The 26,116-nt window shown below is 70.9% G+C and carries 22 protein-coding genes; 20 read left to right on the plus strand and 2 right to left on the minus strand.

Translation table 11 applies throughout. The annotated features are described in order from the left end of the window. The 13 genes from ACFC8N_RS37970 (at position 1) to ACFC8N_RS38030 (ending at position 14,135) form a co-directional block, all read left to right on the plus strand. Positions 1 to 1,521 (plus strand): UDP-N-acetylmuramoyl-L-alanyl-D-glutamate--2,6-diaminopimelate ligase, encoded by a 1,521-nt coding sequence (locus ACFC8N_RS37970; protein ID WP_356021003.1) that lies wholly within the window; start codon positions 1 to 3, stop codon positions 1,519 to 1,521. A 28-nt stretch (positions 1,522 to 1,549) separates the two neighbouring features. Next, entirely contained in the window at positions 1,550 to 2,965 is a 1,416-nt protein-coding gene (gene murF, locus ACFC8N_RS37975; RefSeq protein WP_356021005.1) for a UDP-N-acetylmuramoyl-tripeptide--D-alanyl-D-alanine ligase, read from the plus strand. Next, the gene (gene mraY / locus ACFC8N_RS37980; RefSeq protein WP_356021008.1) at positions 2,962 to 4,035 is read left to right on the plus strand and encodes a phospho-N-acetylmuramoyl-pentapeptide-transferase; all 1,074 of its coding nucleotides are present in this window, start codon (positions 2,962 to 2,964) and stop codon (positions 4,033 to 4,035) included. Before murF ends, mraY begins: the two co-directional genes overlap by 4 nt. Further along, entirely contained in the window at positions 4,017 to 5,462 is a 1,446-nt protein-coding gene (gene murD, locus ACFC8N_RS37985; RefSeq protein ID WP_356021010.1) for a UDP-N-acetylmuramoyl-L-alanine--D-glutamate ligase, read from the plus strand. The genes mraY and murD overlap by 19 nt, the downstream gene beginning before the upstream one ends. Before the next feature lie 97 nt (positions 5,463 to 5,559). Continuing rightward, positions 5,560 to 6,921 carry a putative lipid II flippase FtsW gene (gene ftsW, locus ACFC8N_RS37990; protein ID WP_356021012.1) on the plus strand — a complete coding sequence of 454 codons (1,362 nt, stop codon included), beginning with the start codon at positions 5,560 to 5,562 and terminating at the stop codon, positions 6,919 to 6,921. Between the two features lie 6 nt (positions 6,922 to 6,927). Next, entirely contained in the window at positions 6,928 to 8,016 is a 1,089-nt protein-coding gene (gene murG, locus ACFC8N_RS37995; RefSeq protein WP_071375415.1) for an undecaprenyldiphospho-muramoylpentapeptide beta-N-acetylglucosaminyltransferase, read from the plus strand. Positions 8,017 to 8,042: 26 nt separating this feature from the next. Next, positions 8,043 to 8,837: an FtsQ-type POTRA domain-containing protein gene (locus ACFC8N_RS38000; protein ID WP_362820591.1), complete on the plus strand. Its 795-nt coding sequence runs from the start codon at positions 8,043 to 8,045 to the stop codon at positions 8,835 to 8,837. Positions 8,838 to 9,116: 279 nt separating this feature from the next. Beyond that, positions 9,117 to 10,322, plus strand: coding sequence for a cell division protein FtsZ (ftsZ, locus tag ACFC8N_RS38005; RefSeq protein WP_356021016.1), 1,206 nt, complete (start codon positions 9,117 to 9,119; stop codon positions 10,320 to 10,322). Then, a complete protein-coding gene (pgeF, locus tag ACFC8N_RS38010) occupies positions 10,319 to 11,047 on the plus strand; it encodes a peptidoglycan editing factor PgeF (RefSeq protein ID WP_356021018.1) in 729 nt (242 codons plus the stop codon). The genes ftsZ and pgeF overlap by 4 nt, the downstream gene beginning before the upstream one ends. A 6-nt stretch (positions 11,048 to 11,053) precedes the next feature. Next, positions 11,054 to 11,773 (plus strand): YggS family pyridoxal phosphate-dependent enzyme, encoded by a 720-nt coding sequence (locus ACFC8N_RS38015; protein ID WP_376293610.1) that lies wholly within the window; start codon positions 11,054 to 11,056, stop codon positions 11,771 to 11,773. 128 nt (positions 11,774 to 11,901) lie between these two features. Further along, positions 11,902 to 12,543: a cell division protein SepF gene (locus tag ACFC8N_RS38020; protein ID WP_071375419.1), complete on the plus strand. Its 642-nt coding sequence runs from the start codon at positions 11,902 to 11,904 to the stop codon at positions 12,541 to 12,543. A gap of 61 nt (positions 12,544 to 12,604) precedes the next feature. Next, on the plus strand, positions 12,605 to 12,892 hold the full coding sequence (locus ACFC8N_RS38025; RefSeq protein WP_071375420.1) for a YggT family protein: 288 nt from the start codon (positions 12,605 to 12,607) through the stop codon (positions 12,890 to 12,892). Between the two features lie 55 nt (positions 12,893 to 12,947). After that, a complete protein-coding gene (locus tag ACFC8N_RS38030) occupies positions 12,948 to 14,135 on the plus strand; it encodes a DivIVA domain-containing protein (RefSeq protein WP_356021022.1) in 1,188 nt (395 codons plus the stop codon). Positions 14,136 to 14,313: 178 nt separating this feature from the next. On the opposite strand, the gene ileS is transcribed toward ACFC8N_RS38030, so the two are convergent. Continuing rightward, the gene (ileS, locus tag ACFC8N_RS38035) at positions 14,314 to 17,457 is read right to left on the minus strand and encodes an isoleucine--tRNA ligase (protein ID WP_376293614.1); all 3,144 of its coding nucleotides are present in this window, start codon (positions 17,455 to 17,457) and stop codon (positions 14,314 to 14,316) included. A gap of 620 nt (positions 17,458 to 18,077) precedes the next feature. Here ileS and ACFC8N_RS38040 point away from each other — a divergent pair. The 7 genes from ACFC8N_RS38040 to ACFC8N_RS38070 all read left to right on the plus strand — a co-directional run bounded on the left by ACFC8N_RS38040 (position 18,078) and on the right by ACFC8N_RS38070 (position 24,382). Beyond that, on the plus strand, positions 18,078 to 19,025 hold the full coding sequence (locus ACFC8N_RS38040) for a TraR/DksA family transcriptional regulator (RefSeq protein ID WP_356021027.1): 948 nt from the start codon (positions 18,078 to 18,080) through the stop codon (positions 19,023 to 19,025). 67 nt (positions 19,026 to 19,092) lie between these two features. Next, a complete protein-coding gene (lspA, locus tag ACFC8N_RS38045) occupies positions 19,093 to 19,719 on the plus strand; it encodes a signal peptidase II (protein ID WP_376293617.1) in 627 nt (208 codons plus the stop codon). 62 nt (positions 19,720 to 19,781) lie between these two features. Continuing rightward, positions 19,782 to 20,726 (plus strand): RluA family pseudouridine synthase, encoded by a 945-nt coding sequence (locus ACFC8N_RS38050; protein ID WP_356021032.1) that lies wholly within the window; start codon positions 19,782 to 19,784, stop codon positions 20,724 to 20,726. Next, a complete protein-coding gene (locus ACFC8N_RS38055) occupies positions 20,723 to 21,190 on the plus strand; it encodes a GNAT family N-acetyltransferase (protein ID WP_376293619.1) in 468 nt (155 codons plus the stop codon). Before ACFC8N_RS38050 ends, ACFC8N_RS38055 begins: the two co-directional genes overlap by 4 nt. A 74-nt stretch (positions 21,191 to 21,264) precedes the next feature. Then, entirely contained in the window at positions 21,265 to 22,851 is a 1,587-nt protein-coding gene (locus ACFC8N_RS38060; protein ID WP_356021037.1) for a Na+/H+ antiporter, read from the plus strand. A gap of 106 nt (positions 22,852 to 22,957) precedes the next feature. Further along, entirely contained in the window at positions 22,958 to 23,698 is a 741-nt protein-coding gene (locus tag ACFC8N_RS38065) for an SDR family oxidoreductase (protein ID WP_362820600.1), read from the plus strand. 105 nt (positions 23,699 to 23,803) lie between these two features. Further along, positions 23,804 to 24,382 carry a dienelactone hydrolase family protein gene (locus ACFC8N_RS38070; RefSeq protein ID WP_356021041.1) on the plus strand — a complete coding sequence of 193 codons (579 nt, stop codon included), beginning with the start codon at positions 23,804 to 23,806 and terminating at the stop codon, positions 24,380 to 24,382. A 9-nt stretch (positions 24,383 to 24,391) separates the two neighbouring features. Here ACFC8N_RS38070 and ACFC8N_RS38075 read toward each other — a convergent pair whose 3' ends face one another. Then, positions 24,392 to 26,062, minus strand: a complete 1,671-nt coding sequence (locus ACFC8N_RS38075; protein ID WP_376293622.1) for an alkaline phosphatase D family protein — start codon at positions 26,060 to 26,062, stop codon at positions 24,392 to 24,394. Positions 26,063 to 26,116: the final 54 nt, after the last annotated feature.

Raw genomic sequence — 26,116 nt, forward strand, 5'->3', positions numbered from 1 at the left:
GTGACATATCCGGGACCGCCGCGACCGGTCCAGGCCTCCGCCACACCCCTTGCGGAGCTGGCCGATCAGCTGGGTGCCGCCGCTCCGGACGGCTCCGCCGAGATCACGGGGATCACCCACGACTCGCGCGCCGTCCGCCCCGGCGACCTGTACGCCGCCCTCCCGGGGGCCCGCCTGCACGGCGCCGACTTCGTCACCCAGGCCGCCGGCCTCGGCGCCGCCGCCGTGCTCACCGACCCGGACGGCGCCGAGCGCGCCACGGCGACCGGGCTGCCGGTCCTCGTCGTGGCCGACCCGCGCGCGCGGATGGGCGAACTGGCGGCGACGATCTACGGCCACCCGGGCCGCGACCTGCTCCAGATCGGCATCACCGGCACCTCCGGCAAGACCACCACGGCCTACCTCGTCGAGGGCGGCCTGCGCACCGCGAAGGCCACCGGCCTCGTCGGCACGGTCGAGATGCGCATCGGCGACGAGCGCATCAAGTCCGAGCGCACCACCCCCGAAGCCACCGACCTCCAGGCACTGTTCGCCGTCATGCGCGAACGCGGCGTCGAGGCGGTCGCCATGGAGGTCTCCAGCCACGCCCTGGTCCTCGGCCGGGTCGACGGCTGCGTCTTCGACGTCGCCGTGTTCACCAACCTCAGCCCGGAACACATGGAGTTCCACTCCGACATGGAGGACTACTTCCGGGCCAAGGCGCAGCTGTTCACGCCGGAACGCAGCAGACTCGGTGTGATCAACGCCGACGACGAGTACGGCCGCCGGCTGGCGAAGGAGGCCACCGTCCCGGTCGTGACCTTCTCCGCCGAGGGCCACCCCGACGCCGACTGGCGCGCCGAGGACGTCCAGGTCGGCCCGACGGACTCGACGTTCACCGTCGTCGGTCCGAACGGCGAACGCGTCCACGCCCGCTCGCCCATCGCCGGCCCCTTCAACGTGGCGAACACCCTCGCCGCCGTCGTGTCCCTCGCCGCCGCCGGTCTCGACCCGCAGACCGCCGCCGACGGCATCGCCGCCGTACCGGGCGTCCCCGGCCGCCTGGAGCGCGTGGACGCCGGGCAGCCCTACCTCGCGGTCGTCGACTACGCCCACAAGACCGACGCGGTCGAGTCCGTGCTCAAGGCGCTGCGCAAGGTCACCAAGGGCCGTCTGCACGTCGTCCTCGGCTGCGGCGGCGACCGCGACCGGACCAAGCGCGGCCCGATGGGTGCCGCCGTGGCCCGGCTCTCCGACACCGCCGTACTGACCTCCGACAACCCTCGCTCCGAGGACCCGCTCGCGATCCTCGCGGCCATGCTCCAGGGCGCGGCCGCCGTGCCCGCGCACGAGCGCGGCGAGGTGCTCCTCTTCGAGGACCGGGCCGCCGCGATCGCCGCCGCCGTGGGCCGCGCCGCACCCGGCGACACCGTGCTGGTCGCGGGCAAGGGCCACGAGCAGGGCCAGGACATCGCCGGCGTGGTCCGTCCCTTCGACGACCGTCAGGTGCTCCGCGAAGCCATCCAGAAGACCCAGGGATGAAAATCCAGAAGACCCAGGGGATGAACTTGTGATCGCCCTCTCCCTCGCCGAGATCGCAGCAGTCGTCGGCGGGCAGACGCACGACATACCGGATCCGTCCGTCCAGGTCACGGGCCCGGTGGTCCGGGACTCCCGCGAGGTGGTGCCCGGCAGCCTGTTCGCCGCCTTCGTCGGTGAGCGCGTGGACGGCCACGACTTCGCACCGCAGGTGATCGAGGCGGGCGCGGTCGCCGTACTGGCGTCGCGCCCCGTCGGCCTGCCCGCGATCGTGGTCGAGGACGTGCAGACCGCCCTCGGAGCCCTCGCCCGGCACGTCGTACGCCGGCTCGGCGCGACCCTCGTCGCCCTGACCGGCTCGGCCGGCAAGACCAGCACCAAGGACCTGATCGCGCAGGTGCTCCGGCACAAGGCGCCGACCGTGTTCACGCCCGGCTCGCTCAACAACGAGATCGGGCTGCCGCTGACCGCCCTGTCGGCCACCGAGGAGACGCAGTTCCTCGTGCTGGAGATGGGCGCCCGCGGCCTCGGGCACATCCGCTACCTCGCCGGCCTCACCCCGCCGAAGATCGGCCTGGTCCTGAACGTCGGCACCGCCCACATCGGCGAGTTCGGCGGGCGCGAGCAGATCGCCGAGGCCAAGGGCGAACTCGTCGAGGGCCTGCCTCCGGCCGAGGACGGCGGCGCCGCGATCCTCAACGCCGACGACCCGCTGGTCCGCGCCATGGCCTCCCGTACCAAGGCGAAGGTGGTCCTTTTCGGAGAGTCGGCCGAAGCGGACGTACGCGCCGAGAACGTGCGACTCACGGACAGCGGACAGCCCTCGTTCAGGCTTCACACACCCTCCGGTGCAAGCGATGTGACCATGCGCCTGTACGGTGAGCACCACGTGTCGAACGCGCTCGCCGCGGCCGCCGTCGCCCATGAGCTGGGCATGTCCGCAGCTGAGATCGCCACCGCGCTCTCCGAGGCGGGCACCCTCTCCCGCTGGCGCATGGAGGTCACCGAGCGCCCGGACGGCGTGACCATCGTCAACGACGCCTACAACGCCAACCCCGAGTCCATGCGGGCCGCCCTGAGGGCGCTCGCGGCCATGGGCAAGGGACGGCGGACGTGGGCGGTGCTCGGCAAGATGGCCGAGCTGGGGGACGAGGCGCTCGCCGAGCACGACGCCGTCGGACGGCTCGCCGTCCGGCTCAACGTCAGCAAGCTCGTCGCCGTCGGGGGGATTGAGGCCTCCTGGCTGCAACTGGGCGCATATAACGAGGGTTCGTGGGGTGAGGAGTCGGTGCACGTGTCCGACGCACAGGCGGCGATCGACCTGTTGCGCAGCGAGTTGCGCCCGGGCGACGTCGTGCTCGTGAAGGCGTCCCGTTCGGTGGGGCTGGAGAGCGTTGCCCAGGCGCTGTCCGAGGCCGGTGCCGAGGGTGAGGTTGCCGCCCGATGATGAAGCAGATCCTGTTCTCAGGAGTCATTGGCCTCTTCCTGACGCTGGTCGGCACCCCGCTGCTGATCAAGCTCCTCGCCCGCAAGGGCTACGGCCAGTACATCCGTGACGACGGCCCGCGCGAGCACGCCAGCAAGCGCGGTACGCCGACCATGGGCGGCATCGCCTTCATCCTGGCGACGATCGCCGCGTACTTCCTGAGCAAGCTCATCACCGGATACCCGCCCACCTACTCCGGCCTGCTGGTGCTCGGCCTGATGTTCGGCATGGGTCTGGTCGGCTTCCTCGACGACTACATCAAGATCGTCAAGCGGCGTTCGCTCGGTCTGCGGGCCAAGGCGAAGATGGCCGGCCAGCTGATCGTCGGCATCTCCTTCGCCGTGCTGTCGCTGATGTTCGCCGACGCGCGCGGCAACACCCCGGCCTCCACCAAGCTGTCGTTCATCACGGACTTCGGCTGGACCATCGGCCCGGTGCTGTTCGTCGTCTGGGCGCTGTTCATGATCCTCGCGATGTCGAACGGCGTGAACCTGACCGACGGTCTGGACGGCCTCGCCACCGGCGCCTCCGTGCTCGTCTTCGGCGCCTACACGTTCATCGGCGTCTGGCAGTTCCAGGAGTCCTGCGCCAACGCGCAGACCCTGACCAACCCGGCCGCCTGCTACGAGGTCCGCGACCCGCTCGACCTCGCCGTGATCGCCTCCGCGCTGATGGGTGCCTGCCTGGGCTTCCTGTGGTGGAACACCTCGCCGGCGAAGATCTTCATGGGCGACACCGGTTCGCTCGCCCTCGGCGGCGTCCTCACGGGTCTGGCCATCCTCTCCCGCACGGAGCTGCTGCTGGCCATCATGGGCGGCCTGTTCGTCCTCATCACCATGTCGGTGGTGATCCAGGTCGGCTCCTTCCGGCTCACCGGAAAGCGCGTCTTCCGGATGGCGCCACTCCAGCACCACTTCGAACTCAAGGGCTGGTCCGAAGTCCTGGTGGTGGTCCGATTCTGGATCATCCAGGGCATCTGTGTGATCGTCGGACTGGGCCTCTTCTATGCAGGATGGGCAGCGGACAAGTGACCTCCACCTCGGAGCCCTTCGACTTCCAGGGCACCCACGTCACCGTCGCCGGACTCGGTGTGTCCGGCGTCCCGGCGGCCAAGGTGCTGCACGCGTGCGGGGCGATCGTCACGGTCGTCAACGACGGCGACGACGCACGCGCGCGTGAGCAGGCCGCCGAACTGGAGGCGCTCGGCATCACCGTGCGTCTCGGCGACGGGGCGACCCTGCCGGAGGGCACCGAGCTGATCGTCACCACGCCCGGCTGGAAGCCGGACAAGCCGCTGTTCCTGGCGGCCGAGCGGGCGGGCGTGCCCGTCTGGGGCGATGTCGAACTGGCCTGGCGCCTGCGCGGCCGGGACGGCAGAAAGGCAGCCCCCTGGCTGGCCGTCACGGGCACCAACGGCAAGACCACCACCGTCCGCATGCTCGCCTCCATCCTCACCGCGGCCGGCCTGCGCACGGCCGCCGTCGGCAACATCGGCGTCTCCCTGCTGGACGTCGTCCTCGGCGAGGAGACGTACGACGTCCTCGCCGTCGAGCTGTCCAGCTACCAGCTGCACTGGTCGCCCTCCCTGCGCGCCGACTCCGCCGTCGTGCTGAACCTCGCGCCCGACCACCTCGACTGGCACGGCTCCATGGAGGAGTACGCGCGCGACAAGGGCCGGATCTACGAGGGCAATCGGGTCGCCTGCGTCTACAACGTCGAGGACAGGGCCACCGAGGACCTGGTCCGCGAGGCCGATGTCGAGGAGGGCTGCCGGGCCGTCGGGTTCACCCTCGGCGCCCCCGCGCCCTCCCAACTCGGCGTCGTGGAGGGCCTCCTGGTCGACCGCGCCTTCGTCGAGAACCGGCAGAAGAACGCGCAGGAGCTGGCCGAGGTCGCCGATGTGAACCCGCCGGCCCCGCACAACATCGCCAACGCCCTTGCCGCGGCGGCCCTCGCGCGCGCCTTCGGGGTGCCCGCCTCCGCCGTCCGCGACGGTCTGCGCGCCTTCCGCCCCGACGCCCACCGCATCGAGCACGTCGCCGACCTCGACGGGGTCGCGTACGTGGACGACTCCAAGGCGACCAACACGCACGCCGCCGAAGCCTCGTTGGCGGCATATGAACCGATCGTATGGATTGCGGGCGGTCTGGCGAAGGGCGCGACCTTCGACGAGCTGGTCGCCAACTCCGCCAAGCGGCTGCGTGGCGTCGTCCTCATCGGCGCCGACCGTGCGCTGATCCGTGACGCCCTCGCGCGACACGCGCCGGAAGTACCCGTGGTCGACCTCGACCGGACCGACACTGGGGCGATGCTCCAGGCGGTGACGGAAGCGAAGCGGCTTGCCCGGCCCGGTGACACGGTGCTCCTTGCCCCGGCCTGCGCCTCCATGGACATGTTCACCAACTACAACCAGCGCGGTGACGCGTTCGCGGCAGCGGTCCGCGAACTCGGAGCCTGACCCCGGCGCCGCCCGCCGGGCGGATCTTGGGAGGGACGCGTGGGACGGCTGACGCTACAGGGGCCTGTGGGACGGCCGAGGTTCAGGGGAGGCGCCGATGCCCGGTAGCAGTACCGGCCGGCCGCCCGTACAGCGGGCACCCCGCCGTCCCGCCGTCTCCCGGCCGGCGCGCGAGAACCCCTTCCAGCGGTTCTGCACACGCGCGCGCAAGGCCTGGGACCGCCCGTTGACCGCCTACTACCTGATCTTCGGCGGCAGCATGCTGATCATCGTGCTCGGCCTGGTCATGGTCTACTCGGCCTCCCAGATCACCGCACTCCAGCTGTCGCTGCCGGGGTCGTACTTCTTCCGCAAGCAGTTCCTCGCCGCGATCATCGGCGGCGTCCTGATGTTCGTGGCCTCCCGGATGCCGGTGAAGCTGCACCGGGCGCTGGCGTACCCGATCCTCGCCGGTGCCGTCTTCCTGATGGCCCTGGTGCAGGTGCCGGGGATAGGGATGGCGGTCAACGGCAACCAGAACTGGATCTCCCTGGGCGGCTCCTTCCAGATCCAGCCCAGCGAGTTCGGCAAGCTCGCCCTGGTGCTGTGGGGCGCCGACCTGATCGCGCGCAAACAGGACAAGAAGCTGCTGACCCAGTGGAAACACATGCTGGTGCCGCTGGTGCCGGTCACGTTCATGCTGCTCGGGCTGATCATGCTCGGCGGCGACATGGGTACGACGATCATCCTGACGGCGATCCTGTTCGGGCTGCTGTGGCTCGCGGGGGCGCCGACCCGGCTGTTCTCCGGTGTGCTGGGCGTCGCCGCCGTCCTCGCCATCATCGCCATCCAGACCAGCCCGCACCGCCTCGCCCGCCTCAAGTGCATCGCCGCCACCGACCCCGGCCCGAACGACATGTGCTGGCAGGGCGCGCACGGCATCTACGCCCTCGCCTCCGGCGGACTCTTCGGATCGGGCCTCGGCGCGAGTGTGGAAAAATGGGGCCAACTTCCGGAAGCGCACACCGACTTCATCTTCGCGGTCACCGGTGAGGAACTGGGCCTCGCCGGGACACTGTCGGTGCTCGCCCTGTTCGCGGCTCTAGGCTATGCGGGTATCCGCGTGGCCGGACGCACGGAGGACCCCTTCGTGAGGTACGCCGCGGGAGGCGTGACCACCTGGATCACCGCCCAGGCGGTGATCAACATGGGTGCGGTGCTCGGCCTGCTGCCGATCGCCGGTGTCCCCCTCCCGCTGTTCTCCTACGGAGGGTCCGCGCTGCTGCCGACCATGTTCGCCATCGGGCTGCTGATCGCCTTCGCACGCGACGAGCCCGCTGCGCGGGCGGCGCTTGCGATGCGGCAACCTCGCTTTGGTAGAAAGCGGGGAGCCGGGGGCTCCGGGTCCGGTCGGAGTCCCCGGAGATGGAACACGATGCGACGGCGTGCCCCACGGGCGCGTCCGTCCGGAGAGCGGTGAATTTCGGTGCATGTCGTACTCGCCGGTGGGGGGACCGCCGGCCACATCGAGCCCGCGCTCGCCCTCGCGGACGCCCTGCGCAGGCAGGACCCGACCGTGGGGATCACGGCCCTGGGCACGGAGCGCGGCCTGGAGACCCGGCTCGTCCCGGAGCGCGGCTACGAGCTGGCGCTGATCCCGGCGGTGCCGCTGCCCCGCAAGCCCACGCCCGAGCTGATCACCGTCCCGGGCCGGCTGCGCGGCACGATCAAGGCCGCCGAGCAGGTCCTGGAGCGCACCAAGGCCGACTGCGTGGTCGGCTTCGGCGGTTATGTCGCGCTGCCCGGCTACCTCGCGGCCAAGCGCCTCGGTGTGCCCATCGTGATCCACGAGGCCAACGCCCGCCCGGGCCTGGCCAACAAGATCGGCTCGCGGTACGCGGCGCGGGTCGCCGTCTCCACGCCGGACAGCAAGCTGCGTGACGCGCGGTACATCGGCATCCCGCTGCGCCGCTCCATCGCCACCCTGGACCGCGCCGCGGCCCGCCCCGAGGCCCGCCACATGTTCGGCCTCGACCCGAACCTGCCGACGCTGCTCGTCACCGGCGGCTCACAGGGCGCCCGCCGCCTCAACGAGGTCGTCCAGCAGGTCGCGCCCTGGCTCCAGCAGGCCGGCATCCAGATCCTGCACGCGGTCGGCCCGAAGAACGAACTGCCGCAGGTGCACCAGATGCCGGGGATGCCCCCCTACATCCCGGTAAGTTACCTGGACCGGATGGACCTCGCGTACGCCGCGGCCGACATGATGCTCTGCCGCGCGGGCGCGATGACCGTCGCCGAACTCTCCGCCGTCGGACTCCCGGCCGCCTACGTCCCGCTGCCCATCGGCAACGGCGAACAGCGGCTGAACGCCCAGCCGGTGGTGAAGGCCGGCGGCGGACTCCTCGTCGACGACGCGGAGCTGACGCCCGAGTGGGTACAGCAGAACGTCCTGCCCGTACTCGCCGATCCGCACCGGCTGTACGAGATGTCCCGCGCGGCAAGCGAGTTCGGCCGCCGGGACGCCGACGAGCTGCTCGTCGGCATGGTGTACGAGGCGATCGCCTCGCGCCGTTAGGACCGTATGACGAAAGGGCAGTGAGGGTGGCCGGACCGACTACCGCCGAGCGCGGAAAACGCCAACAGGAGTCGTCCGGCCCGCCGTCCGCCCGGCGCCTCAGAAGACGGCGCCTTCGTACGATCGTCATCCTGGCCGTGGCCGCCCTTCTCCTCGGCGGCGGTGGCACCTGGGTGTTGTACGGCTCCGCCTGGCTGCGCGTCGAGCACGTCTCGGTGTCCGGCACCCGGGTGCTGACCCCCGCCGAGGTGCGCGACGTGGCGGCCGTGCCGGTCGGGGCACCGATGATTTCCGTCGACACCCACGGCATCGAAGCCCGACTTCGCCAGAAATTGCCCCGAATTGACACCGTTGACGTGGTCCGCGCCTGGCCCCACGGAATCGGTCTGAAAGTGATCGAGCGCACTCCCGTACTGCTCCTGCGCGACGGTGGGAACTTCGTCGAAGTCGACGGCAAAGGTGTCCGTTTCGCCACGGTTTCCCAGGCCCCGAAAAACATTCCGGCCCTGGAACTCTCCGTCTCCCGCACGGGTTCCGCGGCCGCGAGCCTGCGGCGCTTCGGCATCGACCGGCTCGTGCGCGAGGCGGTCCGGGTCGCCGGTGACCTGCCGTCCTCCGTGGCCAGGGGCGCCCGGGCGCTCCAAGTCCGTTCCTATGACGACATCTCGCTGACGCTCGGCGACGGCCGCACGGTGGCATGGGGGAGCAGCGAGAGCGGCGGCGCCAAGGCACGGGCCCTCACGGCTCTCATGAAAGCAGCTCCCCGCGCCCGGCACTTCGATGTCAGCGTTCCCACCGCCCCTGCGTCATCGGGGAGTTGACGCACATCAGCGCAGGCCAGCACCCTGGTTGGGCACTGCTATGGCTGATCACATAGGGTGAAAAGAAAAACGGGAGGTTCGGCGTGTTCGTTGAACGGGCGCCACTTGTCGACTTAGTGTCCTGTTCAGAAGACTTCAAGGAACAGACACACTGGTAACCCTAAACTTCAGGGTTAGGGTTCGGGTCGGCGCTACGGACCGTCCCATTCGGCATCTGCCGTCCCGGCGCGGGGCACCGCACGGCGACGGCGACGTAATTCGAGGCGAGAGGCCTTCGACGTGGCAGCACCGCAGAACTACCTCGCAGTCATCAAGGTCATCGGTGTCGGCGGCGGTGGTGTCAATGCCATCAACCGGATGATCGAGGTCGGTCTCAAGGGCGTCGAGTTCATCGCCATCAACACCGACGCACAGGCGCTGTTGATGAGCGACGCCGACGTCAAGCTCGACGTCGGCCGCGAACTCACCCGCGGACTCGGCGCCGGCGCCAACCCGGCAGTCGGCCGCAAGGCCGCCGAGGACCACCGCGAGGAGATCGAGGAGGTCCTCAAGGGGGCCGACATGGTCTTCGTGACGGCCGGTGAAGGCGGCGGCACGGGCACCGGCGGCGCGCCCGTCGTGGCCAACATCGCGCGCTCGCTCGGCGCCCTCACCATCGGCGTGGTCACGCGGCCGTTCACCTTCGAGGGACGGCGTCGCGCGAACCAGGCGGAGGACGGCATCGCCGAACTGCGCGAAGAGGTCGACACCCTCATCGTCATCCCCAACGACCGGCTGCTGTCCATCTCGGACCGCCAGGTCTCGGTCCTGGACGCGTTCAAGTCCGCCGACCAGGTCCTGCTCTCCGGTGTCCAGGGCATCACCGACCTCATCACCACCCCCGGTCTGATCAACCTCGACTTCGCCGACGTGAAGTCGGTCATGTCCGAGGCCGGTTCGGCCCTCATGGGCATCGGTTCGGCCCGCGGCGACGACCGCGCGGTGGCCGCCGCCGAGATGGCGATCTCCTCGCCGCTGCTGGAGGCGTCCATCGACGGCGCCCGCGGCGTCCTGCTCTCCATCTCCGGCGGCTCCGACCTCGGCCTGTTCGAGATCAACGAGGCCGCCCAGCTGGTCAGCGAGGCCGCCCACCCCGAGGCCAACATCATCTTCGGCGCCGTCATCGACGACGCCCTCGGCGACGAGGTCCGGGTCACCGTGATCGCGGCCGGCTTCGACGGCGGCCAGCCGCCGGCCCGCCGGGACAACGTCATCGGCTCGGCCTCGGCCTCGGTGCCGGCCCGCCGCGAAGACCCGGCTCCGGTACGGCAGTCCGAGCCCAGCCGGCCGGCCTTCGGCTCGCTCGGCAGCGTGACGCCGAAGGAGGAGCCGGAGCCCGCGCCCGAGCCGGTGGCGGACATCCCGGTCGCCCCGCCGGTGCCGCCGTCGCGGACCTACTCGGACAGCGCCGCCGAGGAGCTGGACGTGCCGGACTTCCTGAAGTGATAGGACAGCGCGAGAGCGTGAGCGGCGCGCACTTCGCCTTCACCGACCGGTGGGGCGGGGTGAGCGCCGCTCCGTATGAGGAGCTGAACCTCGGCGGCGCCGTCGGCGACACGCCCGAGTCGGTCCTGACCAACCGGGAGCTGGCCGCCAAGTCGCTCGGCCTCCCGGCCGATCGGGTCGTCTGGATGCACCAGGTGCACGGCGCCGACGTGGCCGTCGTGGACGAGCCCTGGGGCGAGCGCCCGGCGCCCGAGGTCGACGCCATCGTCACCGCCCGCCGTGGGCTCGCCCTCGCCGTGCTCACCGCCGACTGCGTGCCGGTGCTGCTGGCCGACCCCGTCGCCGGGATCGCCGCCGCGGTGCACGCGGGCCGGCCGGGCATGGTCGGGGGAGTCGTCCCCGCCGCCGTACGGGCCATGGTCGAACTCGGCGCCGAGCCGGGCCGGATCCTCGCCCGCACCGGGCCCGCCGTGTGCGGCCGGTGCTACGAGGTGCCGGAGGCGATGCGCGCCGAGGTGGCCGCCGTCGAGCCGGCGGCGCGCGCCGAGACGAGCTGGGGCACGCCGGCGGTCGACGTGAGCGCCGGGGTGCACGCGCAGCTCGACCGGCTCGGGGTGCGCGACCGGGCGCAGTCACCGGCGTGCACGCTTGAGTCGCAGGACCACTTCTCGTACCGCCGCGACCGCACCACCGGGCGCCTCGCGAGCTATGTCTGGCTGGACTGATGGGGCATGACGGACCGTAAGACCGAACTCGCCGCAAACCTGGCGAAGGTGGAGGAGCGCATCACCGCCGCGTGTGCGGCGGCCGGGCGCGAGCGGGCGGAGGTGACCCTCGTCGTGGTCACCAAGACCTACCCGGCGAGCGATGTGCGGATCCTGTCGGAACTCGGTGTGCGCCACGTCGCCGAGAACCGCGACCAGGACGCGGCGCCGAAGGCGGCCGCCTGTGCGGATCTGCCTCTTAAGTGGCATTTTGTCGGTCAACTACAGACCAACAAGGTGCGTTCCGTGGTCGGTTACGCCGATGTCGTGCAGTCCGTGGACCGTTCCCGGCTCGTCACGGCCCTGTCGAAGGAGGCGGTGCGGGTGGGGCGCGAGGTGGGGTGCCTGATCCAGGTCGCGCTCGACGCGGGGGCCAGTGGCCGGGGCGAGCGCGGTGGCGTCGGCCCGGACGGAATCGAAGAGTTGGCCGACCTCGTCGCGGACGCGCCCGGACTGCGGCTCGACGGTCTGATGACCGTCGCTCCGCTCACCGGGGAGTACGCGGGACGCGAACAGGCGGCGTTCGGGCGGCTCATGGATTTGTCGACCGACCTGCGCCGGACGCATCCGGCTGCAACCATGGTGTCGGCAGGGATGAGTGCGGACCTCGAACAGGCCGTGGCCGCCGGGGCGACACATGTGCGCGTCGGCACTGCGGTACTCGGAGTCCGCCCCAGGCTCGGGTAACGTCGCCAGGAAGTCGGACCACAGCAGAAAATATGGTCAATGCCCGTGAAGGCGGGCACAACGACCACGTGGATCGCGGGCACTTGGCAGTAGTCAGTCGATCCACCACAGAGCGGAGGACTCAGAGCATGGCCGGCGCGATGCGCAAGATGGCGGTCTACCTCGGCCTCGTGGAGGACGATGGGTACGACGGCCGCGGATTCGACCCCGACGACGACTTCGAGCCCGAGTTGGACCCGGAGCCGGAGCGGGACCACCGACGGCACGAACCGTCACACCAGTCGCACAGCGCACATCAGTCCCAAAGGGACGAAGAGGTGCGAATTGTCCAACCGCCCGCGCCCCGCGAGCCGGTGGCCCGTTCGACTTCGCTCGCCGCGGAATCCGGACGTCCGGCGCGCATCGCGCCCGTGGCATCCATCACACAAGAACGTCAGTCCCTGGAGAAGAACGCGCCGGTGATCATGCCCAAGGTCGTGTCGGAACGAGAGCCGTACCGGATCACCACACTTCACCCGCGGACCTACAACGAGGCCCGTACCATCGGGGAACACTTCCGTGAAGGCACCCCGGTGATCATGAATCTGACTGAGATGGACGACACAGACGCCAAGCGACTTGTCGACTTTGCGGCCGGATTGGTGTTTGGTCTTCACGGCAGCATCGAGCGGGTGACGCAGAAGGTGTTCCTGTTGTCTCCTGCTAACGTCGATGTCACGGCGGAGGACAAGGCCCGCATCGCAGAGGGCGGGTTCTTCAACCAGAGCTGAGACGCACGACCGATCGACATTCGGAAGAGCACGGGAAACAGGGGAGAGGGAAGCGCAGGCCATGAGCGTGTTCGTCACGGTGGTCCACACCGCGCTACTGGTGTTCCTCGCCGTGCTCATTTTCCGGCTTGTCATGGACTACGTGTTCCAGTTCGCCCGCTCGTGGCAACCCGGCAAGGCCATGGTGGTCGTTCTGGAGGCCACCTACACTGTCACCGATCCACCGCTGAAGCTTCTGCGGCGGTTCATTCCGCCGCTGCGTCTCGGGGGCGTGGCGCTCGACCTGTCCTTCTTCGTACTGATGATCATCGTCTACATCCTCCTGTCCATCACGGGGAGCTTCGTGTGATGAGGGTGGACGATACGGTCTTGCCGACTGCCGATGACTACGTTGAGGTGAAGAGATGCCGTTGACCCCCGAGGACGTGCGGAACAAGCAGTTCACGACCGTCCGCCTCCGAGAAGGCTATGACGAGGACGAGGTCGATGCCTTCCTCGACGAGGTCGAAGCCGAGCTGACCCGTCTGCTCCGCGAGAACGAGGACCTGCGCGCCAAGCTGGCCGCGGCGACCCGTGCGGCCGCGCAGAACCAGCAGAACATGCGCAAGGGCCCGCCGGAGCAGGACCAGCAGCAGCATCCGCAGCAGCAGGGCATGCCGCAGCAGGGCATGCGAGGTCCCGGCGCGCCGGTGCCCGCCGGCATATCGGGCCCGCCGCAGCAGCAGATGGGTGGCCCCATGGGTGGCCCGCCCCAGCTGCCGAGCGGTGCCCCGCAGCTGCCCGCCGGTCCCGGCGGTGGTCAGGGTGGTCCCCAGGGTCCCGGTCCGATGGGCCAGGGTCCGATGGGTCAGGGTCCGATGGGTCAGGGTCCGATGGGCCAGGGCCCCATGGGTCAGGGCCCGATGGGCGGTCAGCCTCCCATGCAGCAGCAGATGGGTGGTCCGATGGGCGGCCCCATGGGCGGTCCGATGGGCGGCCCCGGTCAGGGCCCCGGTGGCGACAGCGCCGCCCGTGTCCTCTCGCTGGCCCAGCAGACCGCCGACCAGGCGATCGCCGAGGCCCGCTCCGAGGCCAACAAGATCGTCGGCGAGGCCCGCAGCCGCGCCGAGGGTCTGGAGCGTGACGCCCGTGCCAAGGCCGACGCCCTGGAGCGGGACGCGCAGGAGAAGCACCGCGTAGCGATGGGCTCCCTGGAGTCCGCCCGCGCCACGCTGGAGCGCAAGGTCGAGGACCTGCGCGGCTTCGAGCGCGAGTACCGCACGCGCCTGAAGTCGTACCTTGAGTCCCAGCTGCGTCAGCTGGAGACCCAGGCCGACGACTCCCTGGCCCCGCCGCGCACCCCGGCCACCGCGTCGCTGCCGCCGTCCCCGGCGCCCTCCATGGCGCCGGCCGGCGCGAGCGCCCCGTCCTACGGCGGCAACCAGACGATGGGCGGCAACCCCGCCCCGTCCGCCCCGTCCTACGGCGGCCAGCAGCAGATGACCCCGGCCATGACCCAGCCCATGGCCCCGGTCCGCCCGCAGGGCCCGTCCCCGATGGGCCAGGCACCCTCGCCGATGCGCGGGTTCCTGATCGACGAGGACGACAACTGAGCACCGGGCACGGTGAGTAGTACGCCTTAGGCGTCGGCAGCGTTCAGGGCGGGACCCCGGATTCACACGATCCGGGGTCCCGCCCTTTTTACGCGCGTTGCGGACCCATGAAGAGGACCGGCGAAGAAGGGCCCGGCCTCCGAACCGGAGACCGGGCCCTGCGCAAACCGCTCGGCGCTTACGCCTTCCGCAGCCGGAACGTGAGCGACAGCCCCTCGTCGGTGAACGGCTCGCCGTAGCTGTCGTCGGCCTCACCCTGGGCGAAGTCGGTCGCCAGAACCTCGTCCGCGATCAGCTCGCTGTGCTCGCTCAGCGCAGCGACCACCGCCGGGTCGGTCGACACCCACCGCAGAGCGATCCGGTCGGCCACGTCCAGGCCGCTGTTCTTGCGGGCCTCCTGGATCAGCCGGATCGCGTCACGGGCCAGGCCCGCCTGCCGCAGCTCCTCGGTGATCTCCAGGTCCAGCGCCACCGTGGCACCGGAGTCGGACGCCACCGACCAGCCCTCGCGCGGGGTCTCGGTGATGATGACCTCGTCCGGGGCGAGGGTGACGGTCTCGCCGTCGACCTCCACCGAGGCCGTGCCCTCGCGCAGGCCCAGGGACAGCGCGGCCGCGTCGGCGTTCGCGATCGCCTTCGCCACGTCCTGCACCCGCTTGCCGAACCGCTTGCCCAGCGCACGGAAGTTGGCCTTGGCGGTGGTGTCCACCAGGGACCCGCCGACCTCGGAAAGCGACGCCAGCGCGGAGACGTTCAGCTCCTCGGTGATCTGCGTGTGCAGCTCCGGGTCCAGCGTCTCGAAGCCGGTCGCCGCGACGAGCGCGCGGGACAGCGGCTGGCGGGTCTTGACGCCCGACTCCGCGCGCGTGGCACGGCCCAGCTCCACCAGCCGGCGGACCAGGACCATCTGCTTCGACAGCTCGGGGTCGATCGCCGACAGGTCCGCCTCCGGCCAGGCGGCCAGGTGCACGGACTCCACGGCGCGCGGCGTCACCGGCACGACCAGGTCCTGCCACACCCGCTCGGTGATGAACGGGGTGATCGGCGCCATCAGCTTGGTGACCGTCTCCAGCACCTCGTGCAGCGTGCGCAGCGCCGCCTTGTCGCCCTGCCAGAACCGGCGGCGCGAGCGGCGGACGTACCAGTTGGACAGGTCGTCGACGAACGCGGACAGCAGCTTGCCGGCGCGCTGGGTGTCGAACGCCTCCATCGCCTGCGTCACCTGGTCGGTGAGGGCGTGCAGCTCGGACAGCAGCCAGCGGTCGATCAGCGGGCGCTCGGCCGGGGCCGGGTCCGCCGCGCTCGGCGCCCACTGGGACGTACGGGCGTACAGGGCCTGGAAGGCGACCGTGTTCCAGTACGTGAGGAGCGTCTTGCGGACGACCTCCTGGATGGTGCTGTGCCCGACCCGGCGAGCCGCCCACGGGGAGCCGCCGGCCGCCATGAACCAGCGCACCGCGTCCGCGCCGTTGGCGTCCATGAGCGGGATCGGCTGCAGGATGTTGCCCAGGTGCTTGGACATCTTGCGGCCGTCCTCGGCCAGGATGTGGCCCAGGCAGACGACGTTCTCGTACGACGACTTGTCGAAGACCAGCGTGCCGACGGCCATCAGCGTGTAGAACCAGCCGCGGGTCTGGTCGATCGCCTCGGAGATGAACTGCGCCGGGTACCGGCTCTCGAACAGCTCCTTGTTCTTGTACGGGTAGCCCCACTGCGCGAACGGCATCGAACCCGAGTCGTACCAGGCGTCGATGACCTCGGGCACGCGCGTGGCCGTCTTGCCGCAGCCCTCGTGCGTGCAGGCGAAGGTGACCTCGTCGATGTACGGCCGGTGCGGGTCGAGGGCCGACTGGTCGGTGCCGGACAGCTCGGTCAGCTCCGCGCGCGAGCCGACGCAGGTGAGGTGATCGTCCTCGCAGCGCCAGATCGGCAGCGGGGTGCCCCAGTAGCGATTGCGGGACAGCGCCCAGTCGATGTTGTTGTTCAGCCAGTCGCCGTACCGGCCGTGCTTGACGGTCTCCGGGAACCAGTTGGTCCGCTCGTTCTCCTGGATGAGGCGGTCCTTGATCGCCGTCGTGCGGATGTACCAGGAGGGCTGGGCGTAGTACAGCAGCGCGGTGTGGCAGCGCCAGCAGTGCGGGTAGCTGTGCTCGTACGGGATGTGCCTGAAGAGCAGGCCGCGCTGCTGGAGGTCCTCGGTGAGCTTTTCGTCCGCCTTCTTGAAGAAGACGCCGCCCACCAGCGGGACGTCCTCCTCGAAGGTGCCGTCCGGGCGGACCGGGTTCACGACCGGCAGGCCGTAGGAGCGGCAGACCTTGAGGTCGTCCTCACCGAAGGCGGGGGACTGGTGGACCAGACCCGTGCCGTCCTCGGTCGTCACGTAGTCGGCGTTGACCACGAAGTGGGCCGGAGCCGGGAACTCCACGAGCTCGAACGGACGTTGGTACGTCCAGCGCTCCATCTCGGCACCGGTGAAGGTCCGGCCCGTGGTCTCCCAGCCCTCGCCGAGCGCCTTGGCGAGCAGCGGCTCGGCGACGACGAGCTTCTCCTCGCCGTTGGTGGCGACGACGTAGGTGACCTCCGGGTGCGCGGCGACCGCCGTGTTGGACACCAGAGTCCAGGGGGTCGTCGTCCACACCAGGAGCGCGGCCTCGCCGGCGAGCGGACCGGAGGTGAGCGGGAAACGGACGTACACGGACGGGTCGACCACCGTCTCGTAGCCCTGCGCCAGCTCGTGGTCGGACAGGCCGGTGCCGCAGCGCGGGCACCAGGGCGCGACGCGGTGGTCCTGGACCAGCAGGCCCTTGCCGAAGATCTCCTTCAGCGACCACCAGACCGACTCCACGTACTCGGGGTCCATGGTCCGGTAGGCGTCGTCCATGTCGACCCAGTAGCCCATGCGGGTCGTCAGCTCGGCGAAGGCGTCGGTGTGCCGGGTCACGGACTCGCGGCACTTGGCGTTGAACTCGGCGATGCCGTACGCCTCGATGTCCTGCTTGCCGGAGAAGCCCAGCTCCTTCTCGACCGCCAGCTCCACGGGCAGGCCGTGACAGTCCCAGCCGGCCTTGCGGGCCACGTGGTAGCCCCGCATGGTGCGGAAGCGGGGGAAGACGTCCTTGAAGACGCGCGCCTCGATGTGGTGGGCGCCGGGCATGCCGTTCGCGGTGGGCGGGCCCTCGTAGAACACCCACTCAGGGCGGCCCTCGGACTGCTCCAGGCTCTTGGCGAAGATCTTCTGCTCGCGCCAGAAGTCGAGCACGGCGTGCTCAAGAGCGGGCAGGTCGACCTGTGCGGGCACCTGGCGGTACGTCGGCGCTGTCATCTGCGAGCATCCTCCAACGGACTTGCTGCCTTCCGTCGGAGGGACGAGAGCCTTCGATCCTGTCTACGCCGTGTGCGGCGCGCTCCCGCGGTACCACCCTCCTTGGCCCGCCGGTGCGCCCTGTGCTCCGGTGAGCCCCCTCATTGGGGTCGCGATGCCGGTTCTACTCGCCCCGGCCTCACGGCTGCGGCTTTCTTCCGGCGGCTCCGGGGTGATCTTCACGTCGCGCTCGCCCCCGGGCTCACACCGTCCCCGGGTCGCTCTCGGCCGCGTACGCCGCTACTCGTCCCCATCCACGCTTCTCGCTCCGCCCAGTGTACGGCGCCGCACGGACAGCGGCTGACCGGTTTTCCCCGGGCCCGTTTTCCGCGGGCCGGGGCCGTCCGCCCGGCGACCGGTCGGCATGACCCGAATGGCGAGGGCACGCGCGTGCGTGTCCGGCCGACGCCGCCGGGGCGGATTACCCGGCGGGGAGCTGGGCACAACCGATGCAGGCCCGCTGCTCGGGGGGTGCGGGCGGGCGAATCGGGCGGTGTGCCCCGTTGCCGCGGGACTCAAGTCGATTTATCGTCCCAGCACGATTCGCGAGCAAGATCACAATATGTGAAGGGGCCGCGGCCATGGTGGCGAAGAAGACCGCCGTAGAGCAGCCGGCGACCGGCCGGGCCAGGGGCGCGGCCGCGGAGAAGACGGCCGCGAAGGACGCCAAAGATGCGAAAGACGCCAAGGCCGTCAAGGATGTCAAGGCCGTCGAAGCCGTCAAGTCCGTCAGGAAAACGGCGGCCGAGACGACAGGCGTGAAGAAGGCCTCCCGGAAGACCGCGGAGGCCGCCGTGGCGCCGAAGGCCGGGAAGAAGCCGGCGGCTGGGAAGAAACCCGCGGCCAAGACGGCGGCGGCCGGGAAGGTCGCCGGGAAGAAGGCGGCGGCGAAGGGGGTGGCGGTGGACAAGGCGGCCGTCGAGGCGCCGGCGGCGAAGAAGGCCGGCGCCCGCAGGACGGCTGCGGCGGGCGCCTCCACGGAGGCGGCCGGGAAGAGCACGGCCAAGAAAGCGGGCGCGGCGCGGGCCGCGAAGCAGACGGGAGCCACGACAGTGGTTGCGAAGAAGACTCCTGGCACGGCCACGGCCGAACAGACCGCCGTTCCCAAGGCACGGCTCGCCGCGGCGGAGCCCGGTGAGCTGGCGGTGCGTCCCGGAGAGGACCCCTGGACCCCGGAAGAGGTCGCGGAGGCCCGCGCCGAGCTGTTGTCCGAGGTGGAGCGGCTGCGCGCCGAGATCAGCTCCTCCGAGGCGTCCCTCGTGGGCCTGATGCGGGACTCCGGGGACGGCGCGGGCGACGACCAGGCCGACACCGGGACCAAGAACATCACGCGCGAGCACGAGATGGCGCTGGCCGCCAACGCGCGCGAGATGCTGATCCAGAACGAGCACGCCCTGGAGCGGCTGGACGCGGGCACCTACGGACTGTGCGAGAACTGCGGCAATCCCATCGGCAAGGCACGGATGCAGGCCTTCCCGAGGGCCACCCTGTGCGTGGAGTGCAAGCAGAAGCAGGAACGTCGCTCCTGAGCGTGAGGGGCCGGGCGGGCGTGCCGTAGTCTCGTCCTCAGTCAGGCACCTAGGTTGAGGGACTCACGTGGCAGAGGCGGAGCGCATCATCGGTACGCCGGACACCCCGGGCGACGACGGCGAGCACAGGGCGCCCGGCGCACCGACGGGCTCCGGCGTGTCCGCCGCGACCGGCACCGGCGGGCAGGAGGCGCACGCGCGCAGTGGCCGCGGGCGCCGGATCGCCGTGCTGTTCGCGGTGGCCGCGTTCGCCTACGCCCTCGACCTGATCAGCAAGACGCTCGTGGTCGCCAAGCTGGAGGGCCACGAGCCGATCAAGCTGGTCGGGGACCTGCTGGAGCTGCACGCCATCCGCAATCCGGGCGCCGCCTTCGGCTTCGGCGGCGCCTTCACGGTGATCTTCACGGTGATCGCCGCGGCGGTGATCGCGGTCATCATCAGGCTGGCCCGCAAGCTCTACAGCTTCCCCTGGGCGGTCGCCCTCGGCCTGCTGCTCGGCGGCGCGCTCGGCAACCTGACCGACCGGATCTTCCGGGCACCCGGCATCTTCGAGGGCCAGGTCGTGGACTTCATCGCGCCGAAGGGCTTCGCGGTGTTCAACCTGGCCGACTCGGCGATCGTGTGCGGCGGCATCCTGATCGTGCTGCTGTCCTTCCGCGGTCTGGACCCGGACGGCTCGATCCACAAGGACTAGGCCGCCCGGAGTTGTCCACAGGCACGGTCGGGGGTGTCCGGGCCGTCCGGCATACTCGACGGGTGAGCACGATTCCCGAGATCCGTACCCTGCCCGTGCCCGACGGCCTGGAGGGCGAGCGCGTCGACGCCGCCATCTCCCGCATGTTCGGCTTCTCCCGCACGAAGGCGGCCGAGCTGGCCGCGGCCGGCAAGGTCCAGGTCGACGGCGCGGTGGTCGGCAAGTCCGAGCGGGTGCACGGCGGTGCCTGGCTTGAGGTCGAGATGCCGCAGGCGCCCGCGCCGGTGCAGGTGGTGGCCGAGCCGGTCGAGGGCATGGAGATCGTGTACGACGACGATGACGTGGTCGTGATCGTCAAGCCGGTCGGGGTGGCCGCGCACCCCTCGCCGGGCTGGAGCGGCCCGACGGTCATCGGCGGCCTCGCCGCGGCGGGCTACCGCATCTCCACCTCCGGCGCCGCCGAGCGCCAGGGCATCGTGCACCGCCTGGACGTCGGCACCTCGGGCCTGATGGTGGTCGCCAAGTCGGAGCGGGCGTACACCTCGCTCAAGCGCCAGTTCAAGGAGCGCACGGTCGACAAGCGCTACCACACACTGGTCCAGGGCCACCCGGACCCGACGAGCGGCACGATCGACGCGCCCATCGGCCGCCACCCCCAGCACGACTACAAGTGGGCGGTCACGGCCGACGGCAAGCCCTCCGTGACGCACTACGACCTCATCGAGGCCTTCCGCGCCGCCTCCCTGCTGGACGTGAAGCTGGAGACCGGCCGCACCCACCAGATCCGCGTCCACATGGCCGCCCACCGCCACCCCTGCGTCGGCGACCTGACGTACGGCGCCGATCCGACCCTCGCCAAGCGGCTGCGCCTGGCCCGCCAGTGGCTGCACGCGGTCCGGCTCGGCTTCGAGCACCCCGCGGACGGGCAGTGGGTGGAGTTCGCGAGCGACTACCCCGAGGATCTCCAGCAGGCCCTCGACCAGGTCCGCGAGGAGACGTACGCGTGAGCGCGGCGTACACCGTCCGGATCGCCGCGGACTTCGCGGACCGCGAGGCCTGCTTCGCGGTCCGCAAGGAGGTCTTCGTGGGCGAGCAGGGCGTCCCCGAGGACCTGGAGTACGACGCCCACGACGCGGACGCCGTGCACGTACTGGCGATCCGCGAGGACGGTGTGCCGCTCGGCACCGGACGGCTGCTGCACGGCGCGGCGGCCGTGGCGAAGACCGGCGCGGACGCCTCGGTGGGCTGCCTGGGGCGGCTCGCCGTCTCCCGGGCGGCCCGCAGACTCGGCGTCGGCGCGGCCCTGGTGCGGGCCATCGAGGACGTGGCACGCGCGCGTGGCCTCACCGCCGTGGACCTCCACGCCCAGACCCGAGCCCTGGGTTTCTACGAGCGCCTCGGCTACGCGGCGTACGGCCCGGAGTTCCCGGACGCCGGCATACCCCACCGGGCGATGCGCCGCGCCCTGTAGCGGCGCGCGCTCCCGGCGGCCGGATGGCAGGCTTGAGGCCAGCCGTGTGATCGTCGACCCCCGGAGCGCCGGCCGTGGATCAGTTGGCCCTGTTGTTCGTCCTGTTGCTCGGGGCCCTGGTGAGCGTGCCGGTCGGAGACCGGTTCGGGCTGCCGGCACCGGTGCTGATGACGGTCTTCGGCGGGCTCCTCGCGGTGGCCGACTTCGTGCCCAACGTGAACATCCCGCCGGAGCTGATCCTGCCCGGGCTGCTGCCGCCGCTGCTCTACGCCGCCGTGCGCCGCACCTCCTGGCGGCAGTTCGCGGCCAACGTCCGGCCGATCTTCCTGCTCGCCGTCGCCCTGGTGTTCGTGACGACGGTGTGCGTGGCGTACGTCGCCAACGCGATCGTGCCCGGGCTGTCGATCGGTGCCGCCGTCGCCCTCGGCGCGCTGATCGCCCCGCCCGACCCGGTCGCCGCGACCAGCGTCGCCGGACAGCTCGGGCTGCCGCGCCGGCTGGTGTCGATCCTGGAGGGCGAGGGGCTCTTCAACGACGTCACGGCCATCGTGCTCTACCACGTGGCGATCGCCGCCGTCGTGAGCGGCACCTTCTCGGCCTGGCAGGCAGGCCTGGACCTGGTGCTGTCCGCCGTGGTCGCCGTGGTCGTCGGGGTGGCGCTCGGCTGGGGCGCGAACAAGCTGATGGACCTGCTGGGTGATCCGACCCTCCAGATCGGCATGACCCTGCTGGTGCCCTACGCCTCCTACGTGCTCGCGGAGAAACTGCACGGCTCCGGGGTGCTCGCCGTGCTCACCACGGCGCTCTTCCTCTCCGAGTACGCCACCGACGCCGACGACGTGATGACCCGGCTGGCCGGGTACACCTTCTGGGACATCATCGACACCCTCGTCACGGGCGTGGCCTTCGGGCTCATCGGCCTGGAGCTGCACAACGCCATCCGTACGGCCCAGGGCCGCTGGGGCGAGCTGATCGGCTGGGCCGCCGCCGTCACGGGCGTGGTGATCGTCGTACGGCTGGTGTGGCTGCTGCCCGCGACCTGGCTGACCAAGCGGCTGCACGCGCGACGGGACTACGACGAGGAGATCCCGGTCAGCTGGCGGGAGACCGTCGTGATGTGGTGGTCCGGGATGCGCGGGGTGGCCTCGGTGGCGCTGGCGCTGGCCGTCCCGCTGACGCTCGACGACGGGTCTCCCTTCCCGGACCGGGACGAGATCGTCTTCATCGCCTTCGGGGTCATCGTCGTCACCCTGGTGCTGCAGGGGCTCACCCTGCCCTGGCTGGTGAAGCGGCTCGGGGTGCGGGCCGACTCCGAGCGGGAGAAGGAGTTCGAGAAGGAGCTGGCGGTGCGCGCGGCGAAGGCGGCGAAGGGCAGGCTGCGGGAGATCGAGCAGGTGGAGGACCTGCCCGAGGACCTGGCGGAGCAGATGCTGCGGCGCGCCTTCGACATCGGCATCCGGATCAGCCCGGACATGGGCGAGGAGGAGCGGCGCGAGGCACAGCACCAGCGGGCCAAGCGGCTCAGACGGATCCGGCGGATCCAGAGCGAGATGATGAGCGCGGCCCGGCACGAGGTCCTCGCGGCGCGGAGCGAGCCGGGGGCGGATCCGGAGATCGTGGACCGCGTGCTGCGCCATCTCGACGTGCGGAGCCTGCGCTGAACGGGTGCGCACGCCGACGCGCAGGAGTGGCTCGATAGTCGTACGAATGTGTGGTGCCTGTGGAAAACTTCCGCGCCGCTCGGCGGTCCGTGCCTACGCTCGGATCATGACGCGGAACATTGTGATCAGTGGTGGGGGTACGGGCATCGGGCTGGCCACCGCCCGGGCGTTCGCGGCGGACGGGGACCAGGTGCTGCTCCTCGGGCGGCGGGCCGAGGTGCTGGAGAAGGCCGGTGTGCCCGGGGCGCTCACCTGTGCCGCGGACCTCGCCGAGCCCGATCAGGTCCGCAGGGTGGCCAGGTTCGTCGCCGAGGAGTTCGGCACCGTCGACGTCCTCGTGCACTGCGCGGGCGGCGCGGGGCAACTGGAGCCGCCGTCCGACAGCGACGACCCCCTGGACCGGGTGGCCCACGACTGGACCGTCAACTTCAGACAGAACGTGCTGACGGCCGCGCTGCTCACCGAAGCGCTGAAGAACCGCCTCGCCGAGCCCGGCGGACGGGTGCTCTTCGTCAGCTCCATCGCCGCCTACCGCGGTTCGGGCAGCGGTGCCTACGCTGCGGCCAAGGCCGGCCTGCACCCCTACGCGCACGACCTGGCCCGGCAGCTGGGCCCGCACGGCATCACCGTGAACGTGGTCGCTCCGGGGTACGTCGAGGACACCGAGTTCTTCGGGGACACGATGGACGAGGCCCGGCGGGAGCGGCTCATCGGGGACACGGTGACCGGCCGCGCCGGGACACCGGGAGACGTGGCGTCGACTCTGCACTGGCTGGCCTCACCCGCCGCCGGGCACGTCACCTCACAGGTCGTGCAGGTCAACGGCGGTGCGGAGCGCGGCAACTGACGACGGGCGGTGCGGCGGGGGCACCGCGTCGAAGGTGTTGTCAGGACGAGCCGGCAGGGGTGTCCCCGGCTCCGGTGGCGTCGCACCGGCTGGCACCATGGCCTCATGAACATCATGCTCTTTCATTCGATCTACGGCCTCAGGCCCGCGGTGCGGGAGGCCGCGGACCGGCTGCGCGCGGCCGGCCACGAGGTGTGGACGCCGGACCTCTTCGAGGGGCGCACGTTCGACACCGTCGAGGAGGGCATGGAGTACCGGGGCGAGATCGGCAAGGACGAGCTGCTGAAGCGTGCCGTGCTGGCGGCGGCGCCGTACTCCGAGCGCGGGCTCGTGTACGCGGGCTTCTCGCTCGGCGCCTCCGTCGCCCAGACCCTCGCCCTCGGCGACGACAAGGCGCGCGGGCTGCTGCTCCTGCACGGCACGTCGGACATCGCGCCGAACGCACAGGCGGAGGATCTGCCGGTGCAGCTGCACGTGGCCGAGCCGGACCCGTTCGAGACGGACGACTGGCTGAGCGCCTGGTATCTCCAGATGGGCCGGACCGGCGCGGACGTGGAGGTCTACCGGTACGCGGGCGCCGGGCACCTGTACACCGACCCGGAGCTGCCGGACTACGACGCCGAGGCCGCCGAGGCCACCTGGCGGGTGGCGCTGGGCTTCCTCGACGGCCTGGAGAACGCGTAGTCGTACGCCCTACACGGGGTCGTAGGTCCGCTCGACCTTCTGGGTGCCGCTGCGGGTGCGGTACGAGCGCTCCCACGTCGAGGTCGCGTTCGGGTCGGTGCGGTCGGACAGGACGTAGTAGTCCATCTGCGCCCGGTCGGCGGTGATGTCCAGCACGCCGTAGCCGTGCCGGTCGGTGTCGACCCAGTGGACGTGCCGGTTGGCGGCCCGGATGAGCGGCGCGGCGACGGCGGAGACCGTGCCCTCGGGGACCTTGACGATGTCGTCGAGGTTGTCGGAGGTCACCGAGGTGATCACGAACTCGGTGGCCGCCGACGGCGACAGCGGGTAGGTGCCCGCGTCCACCGGCACGTCGTTGGCCCAGGACATGTGGATGTCGCCGGTCAGGAAGACGGTGTTGCCGATGGCGTTCGCGCGCAGGTGGTCGAGGAGTTCACGGCGGTCGTGGGTGTAGCCGTCCCACTGGTCGGTGTTGACGCCGATGCCGCCCTGCGGCAGGTCGAGCAGCTCGGCGAGCGGCCCCAGCAGGTCGGCGGTGAGGGAGCCGATGACGAACGGCGCGATCATCACCGAGTTGCCGACCAGCCGCCACTTGGTGTCGGAGGCCTTCAAGCCGGCCTTCAGCCAGTCGAGTTGGGCGCGGCCGGTGATCGTCCGGTTCGGGTCGTCCACCGAGCCGTTGCCCGCCGACGCCTGCTGGGAGCGGAAGGAGCGCAGGTCCAGCAGCGACAGATCGGCGAGCTTGCCGAAGCGCAGCCGCCGGTAGGTGGTGCCCTCGATCGCGGGGCGGACCGGCATCCACTCGAAGTAGGCCTGCTTGGCGGCGGCCTTGCGGGCGGTCCAGGTGCCCTCGGCGCCCTCGGTGTGGTTGACCGCGCCGCCCGACCAGGCGTTGTCGGCGAACTCGTGGTCGTCCCAGATCGCGACGACCGGCGCCTTCAGGTGCAGGGCCTGGAGGTCCGGGTCGGTCTTGTACTCGCCGTGCCGGGTGCGGTAGTCGGCGAGCGTGATGATCTCGTTGGCCGGCGCGTGCGGCCGGACGACCGTGCCGCGGGCCGCGTACTCGCCGGACTTGTACTCGTAGATGTAGTCGCCGAGGTGCAGCCACGCGTCGAGGTCGCCGCGGGCGGCGAGGTGGCGGTAGGGGGTGAAGTAGCCGGCCTCCCAGTTGGCGCAGGTGACCACGCCGAAGCGCAGCCCGGACACGGCCGCGTCCGCCGCCGGGGCGGTGCGGGTGCGGGCCACCGGGGAGTCGGCGGCGCCGGCCGAGAACCGGAACCAGTAGTCGGTCGCCGGCTGCAGACCGCGGACGTCGGCCTTCACGGTGTGGTCGGAGGCGGCGGTCGCCTCGACGGTGCCCTTGGCGACGATGCTGGTGAACGCCTTGTCCTTGGCGACGACCCAGCTCACCTCGGTGTCCGGGCCGATCCCGGAGCCCGGGACGGCCTGCGGGGTCGGAGTCACCCGGGTCCACAGCAGCACGCCGTCGGGCAGCGGATCGCCGGAGGCGACACCGTGCAGGAAGGCGGGGGCCCGGCCGTCGGCGCGCGCCGGGACGGTGGCGGCGAGCGGCGCGGCCAGCGCAGCAGTCGCCGCCGCGGCCTTGACGACCGTACGGCGGCGGGGCGAGAGGGAGTTGAAGCGCTCGGAGGCCGAAAATGATCTCTGTCGACTGGTCACGACCGGTCATGTTACTGGCTGGTACGAACGCGAGAGCGGGCGAACTCCCCATGT

This window comes from Streptomyces sp. NPDC055966 (genome assembly GCF_042269865.1).
Taxonomy (GTDB): domain Bacteria; phylum Actinomycetota; class Actinomycetes; order Streptomycetales; family Streptomycetaceae; genus Streptomyces.

Excerpts from the sequence above, each read along its gene's own strand:
- ACFC8N_RS38015 (WP_376293610.1), top strand. The coding sequence starts at position 11,054 with ATGACGGACCGTAAGACCGAACTCGCCGCAAACCTGGCGAAGGTGGAG.
- ACFC8N_RS38040 (WP_356021027.1), top strand. The coding sequence starts at position 18,078 with ATGGTGGCGAAGAAGACCGCCGTAGAGCAGCCGGCGACCGGCCGGGCC.
- ACFC8N_RS38065 (WP_362820600.1), top strand. The coding sequence starts at position 22,958 with ATGACGCGGAACATTGTGATCAGTGGTGGGGGTACGGGCATCGGGCTG.
- ftsW (WP_356021012.1), top strand. The coding sequence starts at position 5,560 with ATGCCCGGTAGCAGTACCGGCCGGCCGCCCGTACAGCGGGCACCCCGC.
- ileS (WP_376293614.1), bottom strand. The coding sequence starts at position 17,457 with ATGACAGCGCCGACGTACCGCCAGGTGCCCGCACAGGTCGACCTGCCC.
- ACFC8N_RS38025 (WP_071375420.1), top strand. The coding sequence starts at position 12,605 with ATGAGCGTGTTCGTCACGGTGGTCCACACCGCGCTACTGGTGTTCCTC.
- ACFC8N_RS38030 (WP_356021022.1), top strand. The coding sequence starts at position 12,948 with ATGCCGTTGACCCCCGAGGACGTGCGGAACAAGCAGTTCACGACCGTC.
- murD (WP_356021010.1), top strand. The coding sequence starts at position 4,017 with ATGGGCAGCGGACAAGTGACCTCCACCTCGGAGCCCTTCGACTTCCAG.
- ACFC8N_RS38070 (WP_356021041.1), top strand. The coding sequence starts at position 23,804 with ATGAACATCATGCTCTTTCATTCGATCTACGGCCTCAGGCCCGCGGTG.
- ACFC8N_RS38020 (WP_071375419.1), top strand. The coding sequence starts at position 11,902 with ATGGCCGGCGCGATGCGCAAGATGGCGGTCTACCTCGGCCTCGTGGAG.
- mraY (WP_356021008.1), top strand. The coding sequence starts at position 2,962 with ATGATGAAGCAGATCCTGTTCTCAGGAGTCATTGGCCTCTTCCTGACG.